13 protein-coding genes are annotated in these 22,266 nt (G+C 50.5%); 10 read left to right on the top strand and 3 right to left on the bottom strand.

The features are described 5' to 3' along the window. The 7 genes from aceF (at position 1) to A10D4_RS03090 (ending at position 11,124) form a co-directional block, all read left to right on the top strand. Complete coding sequence (gene aceF / locus A10D4_RS03120) at positions 1-1,746, top strand: dihydrolipoyllysine-residue acetyltransferase (protein ID WP_008487677.1); 1,746 nt, start codon at positions 1-3, stop codon at positions 1,744-1,746. A gap of 117 nt (positions 1,747-1,863) precedes the next feature. Further along, entirely contained in the window at positions 1,864-3,291 is a 1,428-nt protein-coding gene (gene lpdA / locus A10D4_RS03115) for a dihydrolipoyl dehydrogenase (protein WP_008487676.1), read from the top strand. Positions 3,292-3,517: 226 nt separating this feature from the next. Then, on the top strand, positions 3,518-3,919 hold the full coding sequence (locus tag A10D4_RS03110) for a hypothetical protein (protein ID WP_008487675.1): 402 nt from the start codon (positions 3,518-3,520) through the stop codon (positions 3,917-3,919). A 225-nt stretch (positions 3,920-4,144) separates the two neighbouring features. Beyond that, positions 4,145-6,238 carry a M13 family metallopeptidase gene (locus A10D4_RS03105; protein ID WP_008487674.1) on the top strand — a complete coding sequence of 698 codons (2,094 nt, stop codon included), beginning with the start codon at positions 4,145-4,147 and terminating at the stop codon, positions 6,236-6,238. Between the two features lie 5 nt (positions 6,239-6,243). Next, a complete protein-coding gene (locus tag A10D4_RS03100; RefSeq protein ID WP_008487672.1) occupies positions 6,244-6,663 on the top strand; it encodes a hypothetical protein in 420 nt (139 codons plus the stop codon). A 71-nt stretch (positions 6,664-6,734) separates the two neighbouring features. Further along, on the top strand, positions 6,735-8,000 hold the full coding sequence (locus A10D4_RS03095) for an efflux RND transporter periplasmic adaptor subunit (protein WP_008487670.1): 1,266 nt from the start codon (positions 6,735-6,737) through the stop codon (positions 7,998-8,000). A 1-nt stretch (position 8,001) separates the two neighbouring features. After that, entirely contained in the window at positions 8,002-11,124 is a 3,123-nt protein-coding gene (locus A10D4_RS03090; protein WP_008487669.1) for an efflux RND transporter permease subunit, read from the top strand. A gap of 104 nt (positions 11,125-11,228) precedes the next feature. On the opposite strand, the gene A10D4_RS03085 is transcribed toward A10D4_RS03090, so the two are convergent. Together A10D4_RS03085 and A10D4_RS03080 are read right to left on the bottom strand one after the other, a co-directional pair. Further along, entirely contained in the window at positions 11,229-14,309 is a 3,081-nt protein-coding gene (locus tag A10D4_RS03085; protein WP_008487668.1) for an efflux RND transporter permease subunit, read from the bottom strand. Continuing rightward, positions 14,309-15,409 carry an efflux RND transporter periplasmic adaptor subunit gene (locus tag A10D4_RS03080; RefSeq protein WP_237738520.1) on the bottom strand — a complete coding sequence of 367 codons (1,101 nt, stop codon included), beginning with the start codon at positions 15,407-15,409 and terminating at the stop codon, positions 14,309-14,311. The genes A10D4_RS03085 and A10D4_RS03080 overlap by 1 nt, the downstream gene beginning before the upstream one ends. A 117-nt stretch (positions 15,410-15,526) precedes the next feature. On the opposite strand from A10D4_RS03080, the gene A10D4_RS03075 reads away from it, so the two are divergent. Both A10D4_RS03075 and acnB read left to right on the top strand, forming a co-directional pair. Continuing rightward, positions 15,527-16,405, top strand: coding sequence for a LysR family transcriptional regulator (locus A10D4_RS03075; RefSeq protein WP_008487666.1), 879 nt, complete (start codon positions 15,527-15,529; stop codon positions 16,403-16,405). Between the two features lie 293 nt (positions 16,406-16,698). Beyond that, complete coding sequence (gene acnB, locus A10D4_RS03070) at positions 16,699-19,287, top strand: bifunctional aconitate hydratase 2/2-methylisocitrate dehydratase (RefSeq protein WP_008487665.1); 2,589 nt, start codon at positions 16,699-16,701, stop codon at positions 19,285-19,287. Positions 19,288-19,368: 81 nt separating this feature from the next. Here the strand turns inward: acnB and A10D4_RS03065 are convergent, their stop codons facing one another. Beyond that, on the bottom strand, positions 19,369-21,156 hold the full coding sequence (locus A10D4_RS03065; RefSeq protein ID WP_008487663.1) for a DUF885 domain-containing protein: 1,788 nt from the start codon (positions 21,154-21,156) through the stop codon (positions 19,369-19,371). 182 nt (positions 21,157-21,338) lie between these two features. On the opposite strand from A10D4_RS03065, the gene A10D4_RS03060 reads away from it, so the two are divergent. Next, the gene (locus A10D4_RS03060; RefSeq protein WP_008487662.1) at positions 21,339-22,259 is read left to right on the top strand and encodes a Dyp-type peroxidase; all 921 of its coding nucleotides are present in this window, start codon (positions 21,339-21,341) and stop codon (positions 22,257-22,259) included. The last annotated feature ends 7 nt before the right edge of the window (positions 22,260-22,266 follow it).

The following is a 22,266-nucleotide window of genomic DNA, read 5'->3' as shown; positions in this document are numbered from 1 at the left end:
ATGGCTAATGCACAAGAAGTCAAAGTCCCTGACGTCGGTGGGGAAGAAGTTGAAATCATTGAGGTGCTGATTGCCGAAGGCGACAGCATTGAGGCTGAAGACGCGCTGATTACCGTTGAAAGCGACAAAGCTTCAATGGACATTCCTGCACCATTCGGCGGTAAGGTCGACAGTGTCAAAGTTAAAGTTGGCGATAAAATTAAAGAGGGCGATTTGTTAGCCCTCATTAGCGCGGCTGATGACAATGGTGACGACGAGGCCGACAGCGACAGTACTGACGAGGCTGAAACTGAACAACAGCAAGATACCCAGCAAGACGAAGCGAAAGACACTGAAGCTGACAACGAGTCTGACTCGCAGCAAAGCGAGCAGTCTTCATCTGCAAAAGGTGAAAGCCAAGTTGTTGAAGTGAAAGTTCCGGATATTGGTGACGCGAGTGATGTTGAAATCATCGAAGTGCTGGTTGCCGCCGGTGATAGCGTCAACAAAGAAGACGGTTTGATCACGTTGGAAACCGATAAGGCAACGATGGATGTGCCTTGTCCTGACGACGGTGAGATTGTTGAAATGCTGGTCAAAGCTGGCGACAAGGTCAGTGAAGGCTCGGTCATCGCTAAGATGAAAGTGACTGCTGGCGCTGACGAGAGCGCGGCACAAGACAGCAAAGACAACACTGAAAAGCAGGCTAGCAGCGATACTGAAGAGCGCTCAGATAAGGCCGAGAAAAAGGCTGAACAAAAGCCGGCGCAGTCGACGCCAACGAGTGAGCGTCAACCACCGGTGCCTGACCATTCCAGCCAGCGTAGTGACCGCAAAGACGGTGTGTTACACGCGTCACCAGCCGTCCGCCGCGTTGCGCGCGAATTTGGTGTAGATCTGAGCCAGGTGTCGGCATCGGGTCCGAAAAATCGGATCTTGAAAGAAGACGTGCAATCGTACGTAAAATACGAATTATCACGTCCGAAAGCTGCAGCCGGCACGATGAGCGGCGGTGCTGGTGGCTTGCAAGTTATCGATCAGCCGAAAGTCGACTTCAGCAAGTTTGGTGAAATTGAAGAAGTGGCATTGTCACGTATTCAAAAGATTTCTGGCCCGAACTTGCACCGTAACTGGGTCACCATTCCTCATGTTACACAGTTTGATGAAGCCGATATTACCGAGCTGGAAAACTTCCGTAAGGCTGAGAATGAAGTCGCTAAGAAACAAGACTTAGGGTTCAAAATCACGCCGTTGGTGTTCATCATGAAAGCGTGCGCGAAGGCACTGTTGGAGTATCCACAGTTTAATTCGTCGTTAGCGCCTGATGGCGAACACTTGATCATGAAGAAGTATGTGCATATCGGCATTGCGGTCGATACGCCAAATGGCTTGGTGGTGCCGGTGTTGCGTGACGTCGACAAGAAAGGCATTTACGAGCTGTCAAAAGAACTGCTTGAAGTCAGTGCGCGGGCTCGTGACGGCAAATTAAAAGCGGCCGATATGCAAGGTGGCTGCTTCTCGATTTCGAGTCTTGGCGGCATTGGCGGAACGGCGTTTACGCCTATCGTTAATGCACCAGAAGTGGCTATTTTAGGCGTTTCGCGTAGCGATATGAAGCCAGTTTGGAATGGCAAAGAGTTCGTACCACGCTTGACCTTACCGTTAAGCCTGTCTTATGACCATCGCGTCATCGATGGTGCCTTGGCGGCGCGCTTTACCAGCTATTTAAGCCAAGTGCTGAGTGACATTCGTAAACTGGTACTGTAAACGCGACGAAGCTGAGTTTTCGCGTTACAATACGCGACACCAAATAGCGATATTCGTCCGCAACGACTGATTTAGGCTGACTTTATAGTCAGCCAACACATTGCAATAGGGGTCATCATGAGCAAAGAGATCAAAACACAGGTAGTAGTGCTGGGTGCCGGTCCGGGTGGATACTCGGCGGCATTCCGCGCTGCTGACTTAGGCCTGGACGTTGTTTTAGTTGAACGTTATAGCACCTTAGGTGGTGTTTGCTTGAATGTGGGTTGTATTCCTTCTAAAGCATTATTGCACTTAGCGAAGCACATCGAAGACGCTAAGCATATGGCAGCTGAAGGCGTTGAATTCGGCGAACCCAAAATCGACTTAGACAAAATCCGCAAGCACAAAGATAAAGTCATCGGTCAACTGACTGGCGGCTTAGGTCAGATGTCGAAAATGCGTAAAGTTCAGGTGGTTAATGGCTATGGTAAATTCACCGGTCAAAACAGCCTGAAAGTCGAAGGTGATGATGGTGAAACCACCATTAACTTTGAGCATGCCATTATCGCTGCTGGCTCGCAGCCGATTAAATTGCCATTCGTACCTCATGATGACGAGCGTATTTGGGACTCAACCGATGCGTTAGAGTTAAAAGAGATCCCCGAGCGCATGTTGGTCTTGGGTGGTGGTATCATCGGCCTAGAAATGGGTTGTGTATACAGCGCGTTAGGATCAACCGTTGACGTTGTTGAAATGACCGAGCAACTGATTCCGCCCGCAGATAAAGATATCATCAAGAGCTTCATGAAGCAGATTAAAGGCAAATTTGATCAAGTCATGGTGAATACTAAAGCGGCTAAGCTGGAAGCGAAAAAAGACGGTATTTACGTCACCTTTGAAGGTAAAGACGCGCCGAAAGAGCCGGTTAAATATGGTGCTGTTCTGGTTGCTGTCGGTCGTGCGCCAAATGGTGGTAAATTAGACGCCGATAAAGCTGGCGTTAAGGTTACCGAGCGCGGCTTCATCGAAGTCGACAAGCAATTACGCACCAATGTTGACAACATTTTCGCTATCGGCGACATCGTTGGTCAACCGATGTTAGCGCACAAAGCGGTACATGAAGCTCATGTGGCCGCCGAAGTGATCGCCGGTAAAAAACACTTCTTCGAACCCAAAGTGATTCCTTCAATCGCTTATACCGATCCAGAAGTGGCTTGGGCAGGTGTTACCGAGAAAGAAGCCAAAGAACAAGGTATCGAGTACGACGCGGTCACTTTCCCTTGGTCAGCGTCGGGCCGTGCGATTGCTTCAAATGCTCAGCAAGGCATGACCAAGCTGCTGTTTGATAAGAGCAACCGCATTATCGGTGGTGCCATGGTGGGTACCAATGCCGGCGAATTGCTGGGTGAAGTGTGCTTAGCTATCGAAATGGGCTGTGATGCAGAAGATATCGCCTTGACTATCCATGCTCACCCAACGCTACATGAATCGATTGGCTTGGCTGCAGAGGTCCACGAAGGTTCGATCACGGATATGCCAAACCCGAAAGCTAAGAAGAAGAAATAAACTTAGCTATTATAGAGGGGGCTTATAGCTCCGTAGAAAACCGCTATTCTGTTTGAATAGCGGTTTTTTTATTGCCTGAATCTGTCTTAACTCAAGTTCGTAGACTGCTGTTATTGAGCAAATTTGCGCAAACGCAGGGGCTCACGTATGGTATGGCGATAACGCACCGAAAAGGTGTGATTAAATCGATGTAGATTTGGCTGTTAATTCAATGGCGAGGTGATTCATGGCGTTACGGCGTCCGGGTTATTGGGTGATGTTTAGCAGTGCCTTATTAATGGCTGCTGCAGGTATTTGCTTATTGTTTTTTCCAGCGTTAGTAGACACTTGGGTACTCCCGATAGGCGCCAATAACGCACTGGCTTTACAGTTGCTAGCGGCGGTGTATTTAGGTATGGCAATGATGAATCACATGGCTAAAGGACAATTGCTTGGCGGCATTTATGGTCGCCCGATTTGCGTCGGTAATTTCATGCACTTTTTAATTGGCCTATTCATCTTGATAAAACAGCTACTAGACGGTTCGGTGCTACCCGGACTGATCGCGGCAACTGCCATTTATGCCTTGTACACCATTATTTTTGCGCGTTTATTGTTTCGCATGCCGCCGGTGGTCGAGCGCTTATAGTGGCCGTCGATAGTCGCGGCTGCTCGGCACCGCGTGCGTTGAACGCCAATAATTCGTTACAATCGGTTGATAGTCGTTGGTCTCTGAAAGGCGTAGACTTAACGGTTAACCGTTCAGATAAGCCGTTTTTTTGGTTAGGATAGTGAACGACTCTGTTGCCAACAGCATTGGCAGCAACCGTTAGTTAAAAATAATCGCAAACAGATAACAGCAAAAGGTAAGCTCATGAAAAAGATGACCGCGATTGCACTGAGTGTCTCGTTAGCGCTGGGATTGGCAGCTTGCTCGCCAGAACAACCGGCAGCCAACGATACTCAGGGTCAACAACAAGAACAACAAAAGAAAGCCGAGCAAGAAGCGCCTAAGCAATTGCAATCCGGCATCGTTTTAGAAAACTTTGACCACAGCGTCCGCCCACAGGATGACTTGTTCCGTTATGTGAATGGCACATGGATCAAAAATACCGAAATTCCGGGTGACCGCTCGTCGGTAGGGTCGTTCTTCGATCTACGCCAAGAGAACCAGCGTCGTTTGCGTGAAATTATTGAAAACGCGTCGGCCAATAACCCTGAAGCGGGCTCTAACGAAGCCAAACTGGGTGATTTCTATACCGCTTTCATGGATACCGATCACCTTAACGAATTAGGTTATCAACCGATTCAAGGTGACTTGGACAGTATCGCTAAAGTCGCTGACAAAAAGCAAATGGCGGCGTTGATGGCAACCCTGTTTAAACAAGGCGTGAGCATACCATTCGGCTTCTATGTCTATCCCGACGCGAAAGATCCGCAAATTAATGCGATGTATATGTACCAGGGCGGCTTGGGCATGCCAGACCGCGATTACTACCTGAAAGACGACGAGAAATTTCAAGAATTTCGCGAAGCCTATCAAGCTTATCTGACCGACTTGTTCACCATGATCGGTTATGAAAAGCCGGCTGAAGCCGCGAAAACGGTGTTAGACGTCGAGACTAAGATTGCCAAGGTGCAGTGGTCACGCGTTGAAAGTCGTGATGCAGAAAAAACCTATAACAAAAAGTCGGCGGCAGAAACCGCTGAATTGATGGACGGTTTTTCGTTTTCAGCCTTTAGCGAAGCTGCCGGTATCGCTGGCGTTAAAGAAATGGTGGTCAGTCAGCCATCGTATTTCGAAAGCTTCGCTGAGCTGTTCGACGATGAAGACTTAGCCGATTGGCAAGCTTATATGACAGCGCGCGTTGTTAATCAGTATGCTGACGTGTTGTCCGACGACTTCGCTAAGCGCCAATTTGCCTTCTACGGCACCACCTTACGTGGTATTCCTGAGCAAGAGCCGCGTTGGAAACGTGCGGTTGATGCCACCGATGACGTGTTGGGTGAAGTACTGGGTCAAGTTTACGTCAAAGAGTACTTCCCACCGCGCGCCAAAGCACAGATGGAAGAACTGATTGAGAATTTGCGGAAATCATACGCTGCCTCTATTGAAAGCCTCGATTGGATGAGCGACGAGACGAAAGAAAAGGCGTTAGAGAAACTGCATAAATTTAAGCCAAAAGTGGGTTATCCAAATAAATGGCGCGATTACAGCAGCCTGCAAATCAGTAGCTCGGATTTGGTTGGTAATTATAAAGCGTATGCCGCCTTTGATTATGCCGAAGAAATGGCCAAAGTTGGTGGTCCAGTTGACCCTGAGGATTGGGGCATGACGCCGCAGACTGTGAACGCTTATTACAGTCCAGTGCGTAACGAAATCGTCTTCCCAGCCGGTATCTTACAACCGCCATTCTTCGATATGAATGCGGAACCAGCAGTTAACTACGGTGGCATTGGCGCTGTTATCGGTCACGAAATGGGCCATGGATTTGACGATCAAGGTTCAAAATACGACGGCGACGGTAACTTGCGTAGCTGGTGGACCGACACTGATCGCGAAGCGTTTGATAGCTTGGCGCAACGTTTGTCTGCACAGTACAGCAGCTATGAACCGATTGAAGGCTTGAATGTTAATGGTGACCTGACATTGGGTGAGAACATCGGTGATCTGGCCGGTTTAACCATTGCTTATGAAGCTTATCAAATGTCATTAGACGGCAAGCCAGCACCAGAGCTAGATGGCTTTACTGGCGCGCAGCGCGTATTTATTGGTTGGGCGCAAGTCTGGCGTGGTAAATACCGTGAAGATGCGATTCGCGAGCAAGTCTTGAGCGACCCGCATTCTCCGGCCGAATATCGCGTCAACGGTACGGTCGTCAACGTTCCTGGTTTTTACCAAGCGTTTGACGTCAAAGCCGATGACGAGTTGTTCTTAGCGCCTGAAAAACGCGTACATATCTGGTAACGGCCATGAGCTGGCGTTATGTCATGTTGTTTTTGGTTGGGCTGCAGCTGATGTTGCAGCCCTGGCAGTCGCTGGCAGCACCAACGCCAGCTGCCGCTAGCATGCAGCACCAAGGCAAGATGACCAGTTCGCCTCATTTATCGTCGTCGCATCAGGCGAGCAGTGACCAGGTATTGGCCACGCATGACTGTTGCGTCGACGCTGATCGCGATTCCGTAATTGCTGATAGCCATGCGCATTCATCTCAATCATCACCCTGCCAAGGGGATTGCGGCGATTGTCCACAGCATTGCAGTGTACATAGTAGCTTAGTGCATCAAGTGTTACTGGTTGCCAACGATTTACGTGAAACCGAACTACTACCCTTTCAAGCGTTATCTATTACGCCTGCACTCGCATTACCGAAAAGACCTCCTCGCAGTTAACACCTGAATAAGCAAATGACGTCCGTGGCATCGCTAACGGATGGTGTTTTTTATTGTGATTTAGGTGTCATATGAAATCGATATTCTTATGTTTGATGTGCGCGGTATTGACCTTGCCTAGCTGGGCGTTACCACAATCGCAGCACGAACAGCACGAACAGCACGAACAGCATGAAATGTCAGCTGAAACCACTTATCGTTGTCCGATGCATCCAGATGTACAACAGCACAAACCGGGACAGTGTCCGATTTGTGGCATGGACCTAGTCAAACAAGGACCTGCTGCGGCTCATTCACAGCACAACAGGGCACAGCAAGAGGTGACAACCAGCGACCTCCAGCTCTCGGGCAATTGGCAGCAGCAATTAGCGGTAACCGTGAGTCAAGTCAGTGAACGTCACGTACAACAGACCATTCACACGCAAGGACGTATCCAATGGAATGAGTCGCGCTTACAACATTGGCATGCACGAGCGGCGGGTTGGATCGAACAGATGGCGGTTAACGAAACCGGTCAGCGGGTGGCCAAAGGTGAACTGCTCTATCAAATCTACAGCAAAGAATTCGTCGTCGCGCAAGACGACTATTTGCAACTATTCTCTCGCCGTTATAACGATGTCAGCAGCGACGAGTTAACCGAGTTACGTCGGCGTGGGGCGCAGCGATTAAGGTTATTAGGTTTTACCGACAAGCAAATTGGGCAGCTCCGCGAAACCGGTAAAACCCAATACCAAGTGTCGGTCTATGCACCGTTTGATGCTGTTGTTACCGAGGTCAATGCGCGTGAAGGCATGTATGTGACACCAGAAACCGAGGTCCTCGCGTTGGCTGCTAGCGAGAACTTATGGTTGATTGCCGATGTTCCCGTTAGCCAACGTCGGCTGTTACGGAAGGGTGATGAACTCAGCTACCAAATTAATGGCCAACAGCAACAACAGGGGCATATCGATTTCATTTATCCAACCGTTGATGAGCAAGCGCGTAGCTTACGAGTGAGAGTGTTGACGCCATACAGCATCGACGACGTCAGTGTCGGCAGTCAGGCATCTTTAGCTATCACCACACAGGCGCAACACGGGGTGGCCATACCGCGCTCAGCACTGATCATGACCGGCGCAGAAAACCGTGTGATGCAGCAGGTCGGTGATGGCCGCTTTCGCCAACAAGCGGTAACGGTAGGCGACATCATCGGCGATTGGGCGTTGATTGATAGTGGCTTAAAAGCGGGTGATCAGGTCGTGACCGAAGGCCAGTTTTTATTAGACTCTGAAGCAACTCTGCGACAGCCGCAGGCGGCGGATGCGGGTAGAACAATGCATCAGCATGGGGAGCACTAGCATGATAGCTGCCATTATTCGTTGGTCGATACGTAATCGGCTGCTAGTGATCGTCGCCGCCATCGCGCTGAGCTGGGCCGGTTGGCGTGCCATGTTGGCAACGCCATTAGATGCCATTCCTGATCTTTCCGACGTGCAGGTCATCGTCAAAACCAGTTATCCCGGTCAGGCCGCCAACTTGGTCGAAGACCAAATCACCTACCCGTTGGCTAATCAACTGTTAGCCGTGCCCGGCGCAACGCAAGTTCGTGGTTATTCATTCTTTGGTGACTCTTATCTTTACGTCATTTTCGCCGATGGTACGGACCCTTACTGGGCGCGTTCACGCGTATTAGAAATTCTTAATCAAGCACAAGCGCAGTTGCCGGAGGGCATTACGCCTAGTTTGGGACCCGATGCCAGCGGCGTCGGTTGGATTTATGAGTATGCCTTGGTTGATCGCAGCGGTCAGCATCACTTGGGTGAACTAACGAGCTTGCAAAACTGGTCGATAAAACAAGCGTTACAGGGGTTGCCTGGGGTTGCCGAAGTCGCCACGGTGGGGGGCATGGTGCAGGCCTACCAAGTGGTCATCGACCCACAAAAACTACGCCAATACGGTATTCCATTAAGTCAGGTCAAGCAGCTTTTAGCCACCAGCAATCAAGATGTCGGTGGTGGTATCGTCGAGATGGCTGAAGCCGAATACATGGTGCGAGCAAGTGGTTACATTAGCTCGCTAGAGCAATTACGCGAGCTACCGTTGCCGGTTAACTCGGCGCAGGGCACGGCGTTGACATTAGCTGACATCGCCACGGTCCGCCGTGGTCCGCTCAGCCGCCGTGGTATGGCTGAGCTAAATGGCGAGGGCGAGGTGGTCGGCGGCATCGTCGTTATGCGCTATGGCGCTAATGCACTAAACACCATTCAAGCGTTAAAAACGCAATTGCAGCATATTCAGCAGAGTTTGCCGGCAGGTGTTGAGCTGGTGACCACCTATGACCGCTCGCAACTGATTCAGTCGGCGGTCGATAACCTACAGCAGAAAATTATTGAAGAAATGGCGCTAGTGGCGTTGGTTTGTGTGCTGTTCTTATGGCATGCGCGGTCAGCCTTAGTCGCCATTATTACCTTGCCGTTAGCGGTGTTAACCGCTTTTATCGTGATGCGCTGGTTAGGTGTGAGCGCTAACATCATGAGTTTGGGAGGCATCGCGATTGCGCTAGGAACCTTGGTCGACGCGGCTATCGTGCTGATTGAGAATGCGCATAAACACCTACTGCGTTATCAGCAACAACAGCAACGAGTTGCTCGCGGTGCCGAGCGTTGGCGTTTGATTACTCAGGCGTCGATTGAAGTGGGTCCTGCGGTGTGCCTCAGTCTGCTCATCATCACCATCAGCTTTCTGCCGGTATTTGCTTTGCAGGCGCAAGAGGGCCGTCTGTTTACTCCACTGGCTTACACCAAGAGTTTTGCCATGGCAGCGGCGGCGCTATTCGCGGTCACGCTGATCCCGGTGCTGATGGGACTGGTAGTGCGCGGGCGCGTGGCCGATGAACAACGTAATTGGTTGGTACGCGGTTTAACGGCATTGTATCGGCCGTTACTACAAGCGGCCTTAAGCTGGCCGAAAACCACGTTGTTGCTGGCGCTGTTGATCAGTGCTTCGGCCTATTGGCCTTGGCAGCACTTGGATACCGAGTTTATGCCGCCGATGGTCGAGGGTGACCTGTTGTATATGCCAACAACCTTACCGGGCGTGAGCCCGCAAACGGCGGTCAAATTGCTGCAAAAAAGCGACCAACTGATCAAGCAAGTCGCGGAAGTCAAAACGGTGTTTGGTAAAGTCGGGCGTGCTGATACCGCGACCGACCCAGCGCCGTTAACGATGCTAGAAACCACCATTCAGCTGCGGCCTAAGGATGAATGGCGAGCCGGTATCGAATTGGCAGACATTATTGCTGAGCTAGATGCTAAGGTGCAGATCCCCGGTATTCGGAATGCTTGGGTGCAGCCGATCAAAACCCGTATCGACATGCTTTCCACCGGTGTCAAAAGTAGCTTGGCGATCAAACTCAGCGGTGATTCGTTGGCGCAATTACAGCAGGTCGCCACGCAATTTGAACAGCATTTGCAAGGCTACCCGGAAACGGCTTCGGTCTATGCCGAGCGCGCCACCATGGGGCGTTATCTGGATATCACACCAGACCTAAATAAGGCGGCACAATATGGTCTGGATCAAAGCCAGATCCAACAGGCGGTGCGCTGGGCTATTGGCGGCGAGACGGTCACCACCACGGTTGAAGGACGCGAGCGTTACCCAATCATCATGCGTTACCCCCGACAACTACGAGACCACCTCGCCAGCCTGCGTCAGTTGCCTATCGTTAGCCAGAACGGGCAATGGGTTATGCTGGGTGATATCGCCGATATTGCTGTTAACAGTGGAGCCACCTTAATTAAAAGTGAAAACGCACAACCGGTGACGTATGTCTACATTGAGCCGCAAGCGGACATGACGGTGGCGGCTTATCAGGAGTTAGTACAACACCGCTTAGCGCAAATCGCACCCAGTAGCGGCGTGCGCTGGCAGTGGGCTGGGCAATATCAATATTTGCAGCGAGTCAGTAGCGATTTACAGCAATTACTGCCACTTATTTTACTGAGTATTGTGATGTTACTTTATGCCATTTTCCGAAGTTTAACGCAGTCGTTAATGGTGTTGCTGAGCTTGCCATTAGCGCTAGCGGGTAGTCTTTGGTTTATCAGCCTGCTGGACTTTCACTTGTCGCTAGCGGTAGCGGTGGGGTTAATCGCCTTAGCCGGCATTGCTGCTGAATTTGGCGTGGTCATGATGGTGTACTTAAATAACGCTTGGCAGGAAACCCGCGAGCGGAACCTCAGTGGCTTAAAAGCAGCAGTGATGCGCGGAGCGGTGGCACGCTTACGGCCGAAAGTCATGACGGTGTTGACGGTGGTGTTAGGGCTGTTACCGATACTGATTGGTGGTGCCACAGCCGACGACGTTATGCAGCGTATCGCCGCGCCCGTGGTTGGTGGCATGATACTGGCACCGTTAGTATCGATGCTGGTGATCCCGGTGCTGTTTTACTGGCAACAAGCGCGTCGGTTAAGACATCGCTAAATAGCGTTGGGTTATCAGCGTAATAAAAAAGGCGGACAACGTGAGGTTAATCACGTGTCCGCCGAAATACTGTGACCAGTATGTGTGCGACGATTAGTCACTAACTAGTCTGTTGCAGTGCGATCGTTTTTTGGAGAATTTTCCACACGCATTACCATTGCGTACATTAACGGCACAATAAGCAGTGTTAACAGTGTGGCAAAACCTAAGCCAAACATGATCACCACCGCCATACTGGCAAAAAAGTCGTCAAATAGTAGCGGTAACATACCCAGAATGGTAGTGGCTGCTGCCATGCCCACCGGTCTGACGCGGCTAACAGCGGCATCGACCACCGCGCGGTAAGGAGCTTTGCCTGCTTCGCGCTCTACCGCAATTTGTTCGAGCAAAACAATGCCGTTTTTCAGCAGCATGCCGGACAAACTGAGAAAGCCTAACAAAGCCATAAAACCAAAGGGTTTATTCATCACTAGCAAGCCCAAGGTGACACCTATAATCGAGAGCGGTACCGCGGTCCATAAGACCACCGCTAAACGCGCCGAGTTAAATAGCAGCACGGTAATAATCACCATCGCTAATACGCCCAACGGAATCGCGCCAAAGACGGCTTTTTCGGCTTTGCCCGCCGCCTCATGCTCGCCGCCCCAAGTTAACTGATAACCGAGTGGCAATTCGATGGCTTCGATGGCGCCGTGAACACGATCAAATAATTGCGCGGCGGTTTCGTCGCCTAAGGCGTCTGGATCGGCCATAACCGTTAGCGTGCGCTTACGATCACGACGTAGGATCAGGTTGTTTTCCCAGCGCAAGTCAACGGCATTGACCACTTGTGTGAGTGGTACATAAGCGGCTAATACGTCGCTAAAAACCTGCAAATCTTGCCAGTTATCGATATCTGCGCGCTCGCTTAACGGCGCCCGCACGATGATCGGCAATAACTGTGTACCGTCCCGATAAATGCCCACCGAACGACCGACAAAATTGGTCTTCAGAACATCACTGACATCCTCACGACTAATACCTAAACGACGTCCGGCGGCTTCGTTATAGCGTGGCTGCAACAATTTGGTACGCTGGCGCCAGTCATCACGAATATTGGTCGCACCGGGATCGGCGCGTAACACCGCTTTGGCTTGTTCGGCAAGCTGTCGCAGTACTAATGGATCAGCACCACTAAAGCGCGCTTCAATTTTGGCTGGCGTGGAAGGGCCTATCTCCATGCGCAATAATTTGTCTTCTACTTGAGGGTGGTGCTGATAGATATAGCGGCGAATGCGCGGTAACAGTGCTTCCATTTGTTCGCGGTCGCGCGCCCGGATGATCAACTGCGCATAGCTCTCATACGACTTCTCCACCATATAGGTCAAGGTAAAGCGAGGTGCGCCGCGGCCAATGGTGGTTGCCACTTGCTTCACCTCGGGCTGCTTTAGCACAAATTGCTCAATACGTTTAACGTCGGCGCTGGTGGTACGAATATCGGTGCCCTGCGGGTACCATAAATCGACATAAAACATCGGCGTCGTAGACGGTGGAAAAAAGGCCTGTTTGACTTGCCCGAAGCCCGCTACAGCGACCACCAATAGTCCCAATAACACTAGTCCGGTTAAGCCGCGATGATGTAATAGCCACTGCAACACGCGTCGATAACGCTGGTAAAAACCGGCGCGGTATACGTCGTCATCGTCGCTGACCGCGGCGCTGGTATCTTGGCGATACAAATAATGCCCTAAAAATGGCGTTAGGGTGATAGCCGTGAACCAGCTTAATAGTAAGCTAATAAACAACACCCAAAACAGACTACCGGCAAATTCACCCGAGGCATCTTTAGATAAACCGATTGGAGCAAAGGCGATGATGGCGATAACGGTGGCGCCAAACAGCGGCCATTTGTTTTGCTCGACCACTTGGCTTGCTGCTTTCGCTTTACTCATGCCACGGCGCATGCCGACCAACATACCTTCGGCGACCACAATAGCGTTATCAACCAGCATACCGAGTGCAATGATCAAGGCACCCAAAGATACCCGTTGCAGGTTAATGCCCATCACATACATAAAAATAAAGGTGCCCAGCACGGTCAGTAATAACACCATGCCAATTAACAAGCCGCTACGCAGGCCCATGGTTAAAAGTAGTGCGACAATCACAATGACAACCGCTTCAACGAGGTTTAGCAGGAAATTGCTGACCGAACTTTCCACTTCTTGCGGTTGGTTGTAGATAGCGTCTAATTGCATGCCTACAGGTTTGGCGTAATCCAGTTCGGCGAGTCGTTGTTGCAGACGCTGACCGACATCGACGACATTGACGTCTTTGGCGAATGACAGGCCTAACCAAAGTGCCGGTTTACCATCAAAATGCACCAGATGATCGGGGATTTCTTGATAATCGCGGTAAACCCGAGCGACGTCACGTAAGTAAATTCTCTCTTTGGCGCCGGGATTACTGACCACCAGGTTAGCCAATTCATCGACTGAGGAAAACTCTCCCGAGGTGCTGATGCGTAGGCGCTCGTCGTCGATGCGCAGACGGCCGGCATCGGCAATGGCATTCTGCGTGGTCAGCAGCTGCGCGATACGATCGGGAGGAATACCGTAATTAGCCATCTTATTACGTGATGCCTCGACCACCACTTGCTCTTGCTGAGTGCCCTCTAACACGACCTTGCCAACACCCGGGATAAGTACCAGTTCGCGGCGCAGATATTTTGCGAAATCTTCCAAATCTTGATAACCGTAACCGGGGCCGGTTAATGCCAATAACACACCGTAAACATCAGCAAAATCATCCTTCACTATAGGCGCATTGACGCCAGGCGGTAACTGGCTCTGCACATCATTAACTTTGCGTCTCAGTTCATCCCATATTTGTGGTAAATCGCCGCTGCGGTAGGTCGACTGCATCTCTACTGTGATTTGCGATAAGCCCGGTTGCGAAATCGATTTGATGTTATCGATGTAACTTAACGCTTGAATCGCATTCTCGATACGATAGGTGACTTCTTCCTCGACTTCTTGTGCCGACGCGCCCGGATAACTGGTGATCACCATGGCTTGTTTGATGGTGAACTCGGGATCTTCCAAACGGCCTAAGTTGAGTAAGGCAAAACTACCACCGAGCAGCAGCACCAGTAATAAAATCCAGCTACTGGTTTTGCGTTCAATGCTATAACGTGCGATATCCATTACAGCCCCCGCTCGCGGGTCCACGGACGCACCAGTTGCCCATCTTGTAATTGATTAACTCCGGCACTGACCACTTGATCGCCGGACTTCAAGCCAGCGGTAATGGCAATGCCGGCATTACTGATATCGGCAACGCTGACTTTCACTTTTTCTACTTGTCCACGCTCGTTGTCACCTTGATAACGCCATACATAATGCGCATCGCTGTCGCCATTATCGGCTGGCGTAAATACCGCAGAAGCGGGTACAAACAGGGCATCGGCATCGTATTGAATCACCGCGCTGGTATCGACTACCACGGTCGCCGACATGCCGGGTAAAATATTGAGGTCTCGTGGTTTTGCCATAGTGAAAACCACTTCATAGGTATTGGTGGCTGCATCAGCCTGACTATCCCACTCTTTTAATGAGGCTTTAAAGGCGCGCTTGGGATCCGCTTCAAATATCACATCGGGTTGGTAGTCAACGCGGCGCTGCACCCGTGCAAACAAATTCTCCGGCACCGAGATACTGATATCTATGGCATCGTTCATTTGCAACGTGGCAATCGGTTGCTTGGCCTGGATGTTTTCGTAGTTTTCAACATACAAGTGAGCGACTACGCCCGCAAACGGGGCTCTTAGTTCGGTGTAGTTAAGGTTGGCCTGAGCCGTTTCAAGATTGGCTTTGGCGACCCGCATTTGTGAGGTGATCTCATCAAATTGAGACGCCGACATCAGTCCCTGCTCGACCAAGTTTTGGCTACGAGTGTATTGCGATTCAGCCAGTTCATAACGGGCTTTGGCCTCGTCGACCACCAGTTGATAATCGCTTGGGTCGAGCTTCGCAATTAAGTCGCCACGCGCCACGGTAACCCCTGGACGACCGGGTAATTGGCTTAACTCACCAGCCACCCGAAATGTGAGTTCAGCAACATTGGCGGCCTCTACCACCGCAGGAAACTGACGTAAACGTGGTTCATTTCCAGCGCTGACCGTGGTCAATTTAACCGGTCTGGGCTGCGTGTCGACAGCGTTAGTCGTCGGCTCTGAACAGGCACTCAAGCCCAGTGTCAGTAGTAAGGGCAGGGTAACTGCGGCGGGCAACAGGCGAGACATCATGGCAGATCCTTGTGAGCATGATAGATGGATAGGTTTTGCACAGTGTAATTCAAGTCTAAATCCAGTAATATTTCAAAAAATAAGAAAACTTGTTCAATTTTACTGAATGGGTGGCGAGTGACCATACAGCAGCTGGAAATATTTTTAGCGATCGTCGAAAGTGGCAGTTTGCACGGTGCGGCGCGCCGACTTCACCGGACCCAATCGGCGTTAAGTATGGCGATAAAAAAGCTCGAGCAACATGCCGGTTTTGCGTTATTCGATCGACACCAATATCGTTTACGGTTAACACCGAAAGGGCAGTCGTTTTTACGCCAAGCCGAGGAGGTACTGCGGCAACAACAACGTCTGTTATCGTTGAGTGAACGGCTGCAGCATGGTGCCGAAGTGACGTTGCGTATTGATTACGACCGCACCTGTAACTTCAATGTGTTGGTGCCGGTGCTCAGGCGCTTACAGCAGCAGTTCCCGGCGACTGAATTAGTGGTAGGCTCTAATAGTCAGTTACGCACACTGCGTCGTATTATCGACGGCGACAGTGATGTTGGCTTATGTCCGTGGCTACCGACCTTTCATCAACATGCCGATGTCGAAACGTTGCCGGTGGCCGAATTGACCCTAGCTATTGTCGCCAGTCGCGATCTGCTGAACGAGTACGGCGGCATGCCGCGTAACCGTACTGAGTTGCTCAATCTGCCGTTACTACTGCCGCAAGATATGGACATTGGTATCAACTTCGACAGCATTTTACGCTTACCCAGTAGCCGCCGCATTCGTATGGACGATATTGCCGCCCAGCGAGATATGCTGGTTGCCGGATTAGGTTGGGGGATCATTCCTGAACATTTGGTTGCTGCCGAACTAGCCAGTGGTGTGTTACAAAATTTGTCGATAGCTGGGGTGGTGCATGCCGAGCGTATTCCTATTCATTTAGTGCGTGCTAGCCAGCGTATGCCGGGCGTAGCCGCTGCTGCGCTATGGCAGTCATTTTTATAATCGTTAATGCTGATGGGGACCGCTGACATAAACTTTTACAAGCTAAATCCCAACTTTTTCGAGTTTAGGCGTATCTTTAATGCTATCCGGTTCCCAACCCGCCGATGATAGTTATGAGTGCGCTATCGTCGGCTTTTTTCTCATTCACCAAATTTATGACAGCTATAGCGCCCGGTTAGCCCAGTAGCATAGGAATCCGATGCTAAAACCCTTATAATTGCGCGACTTTTATTTACCCCCCAGTCTTGTACCAAAAAGGCGCTTGGGGTCAACGCAATCATGAGGTATCCATAGTGCTACAAGCATACCGTAAGCATGTAGAAGAACGTGCCGCAGAAGGCATCCCACCGAAGCCGTTAACTGCCGAACAAGTTGCTGACTTGGTCGAGCTATTGAAAAATCCGCCGGCCGGCGAAGAAGCATTTTTGCTGAACCTGATTGCCAACCGCGTACCACCGGGCGTGGATGAGGCGGCTTACGTTAAAGCTGGCTTTTTAGCCGCTTTAGTACAAGGCGAAGCCAGTTCTCCCATTATTAGCAAAGCCGACGCGGTCAAGTTGCTGGGTAACATGCACGGTGGCTATAACATTGCCACGTTGATCGAACTGCTGGATGACGCTGAACTGGGTGCTCTGGCTGCGACCGAATTAAAACATACCCTGTTGATGTTTGACGCCTTCCACGACGTCGAAGAGAAAATGAAAGCAGGTAATGCCTTAGCTAAAGAAGTGATTGAATCTTGGGCGAATGCTGAGTGGTTTACCGCGCGCGACCAAATGCCTGAACAAATCAAAGCCTCGGTATTTAAAGTCACCGGCGAAACTAATACCGATGACTTATCACCAGCACCTGATGCTTGGTCACGTCCTGATATTCCATTACACGCTAAAGCCATGTACAAAATGCCGCGTGAGGGTGTAACCGATGCTGCGGCACAAATTGCCGAACTGAAAGAGCGTGGCCATCCGGTGGCGTTTGTTGGTGATGTTGTGGGTACGGGCTCGTCACGTAAGTCAGCAACTAACTCGGTATTGTGGTTCATCGGTGAAGATATGCCGGGTACGCCGAATAAGCGTGCGGGTGGTATTTGTATCGGTGGTAAAGTGGCACCGATCTTCTTTAATACCATGAAAGATGCCGGTGCTTTGGTGTTTGAAGCCGATGTTGAAAAAATGGACATGGGCGACGTCATCACCATTTATCCGTATCAGGGCAAAATTGAAAACCAAGCGGGCGAGATTATCGCCGAGTATGACTACGCCTCTCGCGTGATCCTTGATGAAGTGCGTGCGGGTGGTCGTATTAACCTGATCATCGGTCGTGGTTTGACTGAAAAGGCGCGTGAAGCATTGGGCTTGGCACCATCGGAAATGTTCTTAAAACCTGAGCAACCGACCGATACCGGTAAAGGTTATACGCTGGCGCAGAAAATGGTGGGTCGTGCTTGTGGTATCGATGGCGTGCGTCCTGGCACCTATTGTGAACCGAAGATGACTACGGTTGGTTCGCAAGATACTACCGGGCCAATGACTCGTGACGAGCTAAAAGATCTGGCGTGTTTAGGTTTTACCGCCGATTTAACCATGCAGTCGTTCTGCCACACTGCCGCTTATCCGAAGCCGGTTGACGTCGAAACTCAGCATACCTTGCCTGATTTCATTATGAACCGTGGTGGCGTCAGCTTACGTCCTGGCGACGGCATTATTCATAGCTGGTTAAACCGTATGTTGTTACCCGATACCGTCGGCACCGGTGGCGATTCTCATACACGCTTTCCGTTAGGTATTTCATTCCCAGCGGGTTCTGGTCTGGTGGCATTCGCCGCTGCTACCGGTGTTATGCCGCTAGATATGCCAGAGTCGGTGTTAGTGCGCTTTAAGGGTGAGATGCAGCCAGGCGTGACACTGCGTGATTTAGTACATGCTATCCCGTTGTTCGCGATCAAAGCTGGTTTATTGACGGTTGAAAAGCGCGGCAAGAAAAACGCCTTCTCGGGCCGTATTCTTGAAATCGAGGGCTTAGAAAACCTAACCGTCGAACAAGCATTTGAATTGTCAGATGCCTCGGCAGAGCGCTCGGCGGCAGGTTGTACCATCAAGCTGTCAGAGCAATCGATTGCCGAGTATCTGCGGTCTAACATCACCATGTTACGTTGGATGATCAACGAAGGTTATGGCGACGCGCGTACCCTTGAGCGCCGAGCCCGCAAGATGGAAGAGTGGTTGGCTAAACCTGAGTTGATGCAAGCCGATGCCGATGCCGAATACGCCGAAGTTATCGAAATCGACCTGAACGACATCAAAGAGCCGATCGTCTGCTGTCCAAATGATCCTGATGACGCGAAGTACTTAAGCGAAGTCGCTGGTGATAAGGTTGATGAAGTGTTCATCGGTTCGTGCATGACCAACATCGGTCACTTCCGTGCTGCGGGTAAGTTGTTGGAGAAAAACGCCGATCCGTTGAATACCCGGCTGTGGATTGCGCCACCGACCAAAATGGATCAGGCGCAGTTGCGTGAAGAGGGTTACTACGACATTTATGAACGCAATGGTGTTCGTACCGAAATGCCGGGTTGTTCATTATGTATGGGTAACCAAGCGCGAGTCGAAGCAAACAGTACCGTGTTGTCGACCTCGACGCGTAACTTCCCGAACCGCTTAGGTGACGGTGCTAATGTGTACTTAACCTCGGCAGAGCTTGCTGCTGTTGGCGCCATCGTCGGTAAATTACCGACGCCGGAAGAGTACTTAGCCTATGCCTCGGATATCAATGCGATGGCGGGTGAGGTTTATCAGTACTTAAACTTTGACCGTATGGATGATTTCCGTCAGGCCGAAGATGCCGCTAAGAAGAACATTATTCCGACCATTAATGTGGCGTGATCCTTGTTGTTAGAGCAAACATTAAAAAACCCCGTTATCATAACGGGGTTTTTTTTGCTTCACTCATCAGTGTGATACGCGTTAAACCGCAGTTTGTGCTTTAATCCACTGTCGGATTTGTTGCTCTAACACATCTAATGGAACGCTACCGTTTTTCAGTACGGCATCATGAAATTCGCGTAAGTCAAAATCGGCACCTAGCGCTGTTTCCGCCTCTTGACGTAGACGCTTGATGGTTAACTCGCCCAGTTTGTATGACAAGGCTTGCGCTGGCCAAGTAATATAGCGATCGATTTCGGTGGTGACGTTGTGCAGTGATAGCGCGGTGTTGCTAGCCATAAAGTCGATAGCTTGTTGACGGCTCCAACCCATCGCGTGCATACCGGTATCGACCACTAGCCGTGCAGCACGCCACATTTCATAACTAAGTCGACCAAATTCACTGTATGGGTCTTGGTAAAAGCCGGCTTCGATACCAAGGTACTCGGCATATAGCCCCCAGCCTTCGCCGAATGCCGAAATATAGGTGCTCCGGCGGTATTCCGGTAAATCATCCATTTCGTTGGCTAAGGCAATTTGCAAATGGTGGCCGGGTACGGCTTCGTGTAAGGTCAACGCTTCCATTTGATACAGAGGGCGGCGATCTAGGGCATAAGTGTTTACCCAATAGAATCCCGCTTGGTCATCACGACTTGAGCCAGAGTAACGGCCGGTTGTGTATTTCGGCGCAATCTCTGCTGGTACTGGTGCTACGCCGTATGGTTTACGTGGCAAAGTCTTAAACAAACCCGGTAATTTACCGTCCATTTTTTTGGCGATGAATGAGGCATAACGTAGCAGCTCATCCGCGCTTTTGGGATAAAACTGTGGGTCGTTACGAAGAAAGTCGGTGAATTCACTAAAACTACCGTCAAAACCGGTTTTAGCGATAACCGCATCCATTTCTGCGCGAATACGCTTAACCTCGGTTAAACCGAGCTCATGAATTTGCGCGGCGGTCATGTCGGTCGTGGTGTAGTGCTTGATGCGGTTGTTATAAAAAGCCTCACCATTAGGTAGCTCGCTGGCGCCTACGCTATCACGCGCATTAGGCAAATAACGGGTAACCATAAACTCAAAATAGTTTTGGTAAGCTGGCATCACTGCATCGTCAATCACGTTAGCCGCCTGTTGCTGCAGATTCGCCCATTCATCGGCACCGATAAACTCTGGCTTTTTCTGGAAAGGACGGTAATAAACGCTGTCTTCAGGTTGCTGTACAATATAGGCGTAAATACTCTCCTCAAAGCCGGCCATCGCGGCTGCCGGTTGCGTGTAACCCTCGCTCATGGCTTTGCGTAGCCAATCGGTTTGCTGCTCCATGTAGGTCGGAATGGCCGCTAGTCGGTCAAGATATGACTGATAGTCAGCTTTATCGCGAAATGGGTGGTAACTGGGTAAAAATGCGAGCGAGCTATGAAAACTACCCTCGGCCGTTAACGGCATGTAATGCGCGTTAAAGCGGTACTCGTCGACATCGTTTTTAATCCCGTAGACGAGCATGGCATGGTTAATCTGGTTTTGTTCATTTAACTGGCTAACGTCGACGGCTTGCAGTTGTTCCAGCCAGCCTTTTTGCTTTTCGTAGCGAGCTTTTACCGCTGCCGGTGACATGTCTTGTAGTTGCCCATCAAATTCGCGGTGATCGCGAGCCGATGCCGATACCGGGTTGAGTAATACTTGTTGCTGCCAAATATTATCTGCTAATTGTGTAAAGCGGCTATCGGCGTTGTTTTGTTGACGCTGCTGAGTTGCTGACGTAGTCGAGTTTGATGGCGTCGCGCAGCCTGTTAGTAGTGCGACAGCGACAAAAGCGATGAAAAGACGCATAGTCACTCCTGAATTCTATGTTAAATTATTGCAATCATTTTAAAGCGCAATCAAGGTTGCGCAATAAAAACACGATAACTCAACTGTTTACTGCGCTATTTGGTCCTCTAATTGATGAAGCAATAGACGACAGGCGCGAAACACCAAAAGCTGGCCATGAGCTGAATTAAGGACTGCAAGCGATGCAACAGCCGCAAACGGGTGTGTGTGCTGAACCCAATTTACACGGTCTGACCTTATTTTTAAACGTGATGACCGATGATACCGAGATGATGCGCCGCAAGCTGGCGCAGGTGCCGGCTATTTTACGTGAGCTTGATGAACGTTTTTCAGAGGCCATGCTGAATGGCTTTGTGGCGGTTGGTAACGATTACTGGGATATTGTTTATAACAAGTATCGGCCACTGCAGTTACAACCCTTTCCTGATTTACAAGACGGTGACCGTTATGCCCCGCGGCAACCCGTTGACTTGTTGCTGAGTGTGCGCTCAGACCGTTTTGACGCCAATTACTTAGCGGTGCGCGCGTTGATGGAATGGTTTGGACACGATGTTGAGTTGGTCGAACAAATCCGCACCTTCCGTTATTTAGACGGACGCGACTTGAATGGCTTTATTGAGGCACCGGATAACCCGCGCGCCATGCGCAAGCGCGCAGCGGCGCTGATAGATGACGAACAAGACAGCCGTTTCGCCGCCGGTAGCTACCTATTTTTGCAAAAGTTTAGACATGATTTAAGGCGCTGGGAGCTATTACCGAGTGAACAACAAGAACAGCTAATGGGGCGTCGTAAAGTCTCTGGAGAACGTTTGCCCGAGGCAGAAATACAACAAATCACTCACGCTGCTAAAGCGCGATTGTTTGACGCGCAAGAGCAGCCGCTATTGTTTTTACGGCAAAATATGCCATGGGGTGATTTGCGTGAACAAGGACTCTTAGCGTGCTACTTCAGTCAGCGACCGCGACAAGTGACTGAGTGGCTAAAGCAGCGCTACTACGCCGATGTCGAGGGCGATTACGACCCTTGGTTGGACTATACCCAAGCGCTCAGTAATGCGGCCTTTTTTGTGCCCTCAATCGACTTTTTAGAAAACAGCATTTAGGTTCTGC

This window comes from Idiomarina xiamenensis 10-D-4, from assembly GCF_000299895.1.
Taxonomy (GTDB): domain Bacteria; phylum Pseudomonadota; class Gammaproteobacteria; order Enterobacterales; family Alteromonadaceae; genus Idiomarina; species Idiomarina xiamenensis.
The sequence above is the reverse complement of the archived record's forward strand: the minus strand, read 5'-3'. Positions and strand labels throughout refer to the sequence as shown.

What these genes read in the sequence shown, in the direction of transcription:
- aceF (WP_008487677.1), top strand. Translation starts at nt 1, where the DNA reads ATGGCTAATGCACAAGAAGTCAAAGTCCCTGACGTCGGTGGGGAAGAA.
- lpdA (WP_008487676.1), top strand. Translation starts at nt 1,864, where the DNA reads ATGAGCAAAGAGATCAAAACACAGGTAGTAGTGCTGGGTGCCGGTCCG.
- A10D4_RS03110 (WP_008487675.1), top strand. Translation starts at nt 3,518, where the DNA reads ATGGCGTTACGGCGTCCGGGTTATTGGGTGATGTTTAGCAGTGCCTTA.
- A10D4_RS03105 (WP_008487674.1), top strand. Translation starts at nt 4,145, where the DNA reads ATGAAAAAGATGACCGCGATTGCACTGAGTGTCTCGTTAGCGCTGGGA.
- A10D4_RS03100 (WP_008487672.1), top strand. Translation starts at nt 6,244, where the DNA reads ATGAGCTGGCGTTATGTCATGTTGTTTTTGGTTGGGCTGCAGCTGATG.
- A10D4_RS03095 (WP_008487670.1), top strand. Translation starts at nt 6,735, where the DNA reads ATGAAATCGATATTCTTATGTTTGATGTGCGCGGTATTGACCTTGCCT.
- A10D4_RS03090 (WP_008487669.1), top strand. Translation starts at nt 8,002, where the DNA reads ATGATAGCTGCCATTATTCGTTGGTCGATACGTAATCGGCTGCTAGTG.
- A10D4_RS03085 (WP_008487668.1), bottom strand. Translation starts at nt 14,309, where the DNA reads ATGGATATCGCACGTTATAGCATTGAACGCAAAACCAGTAGCTGGATT.
- A10D4_RS03080 (WP_237738520.1), bottom strand. Translation starts at nt 15,409, where the DNA reads ATGATGTCTCGCCTGTTGCCCGCCGCAGTTACCCTGCCCTTACTACTG.
- A10D4_RS03065 (WP_008487663.1), bottom strand. Translation starts at nt 21,156, where the DNA reads ATGCGTCTTTTCATCGCTTTTGTCGCTGTCGCACTACTAACAGGCTGC.
- A10D4_RS03060 (WP_008487662.1), top strand. Translation starts at nt 21,339, where the DNA reads ATGCAACAGCCGCAAACGGGTGTGTGTGCTGAACCCAATTTACACGGT.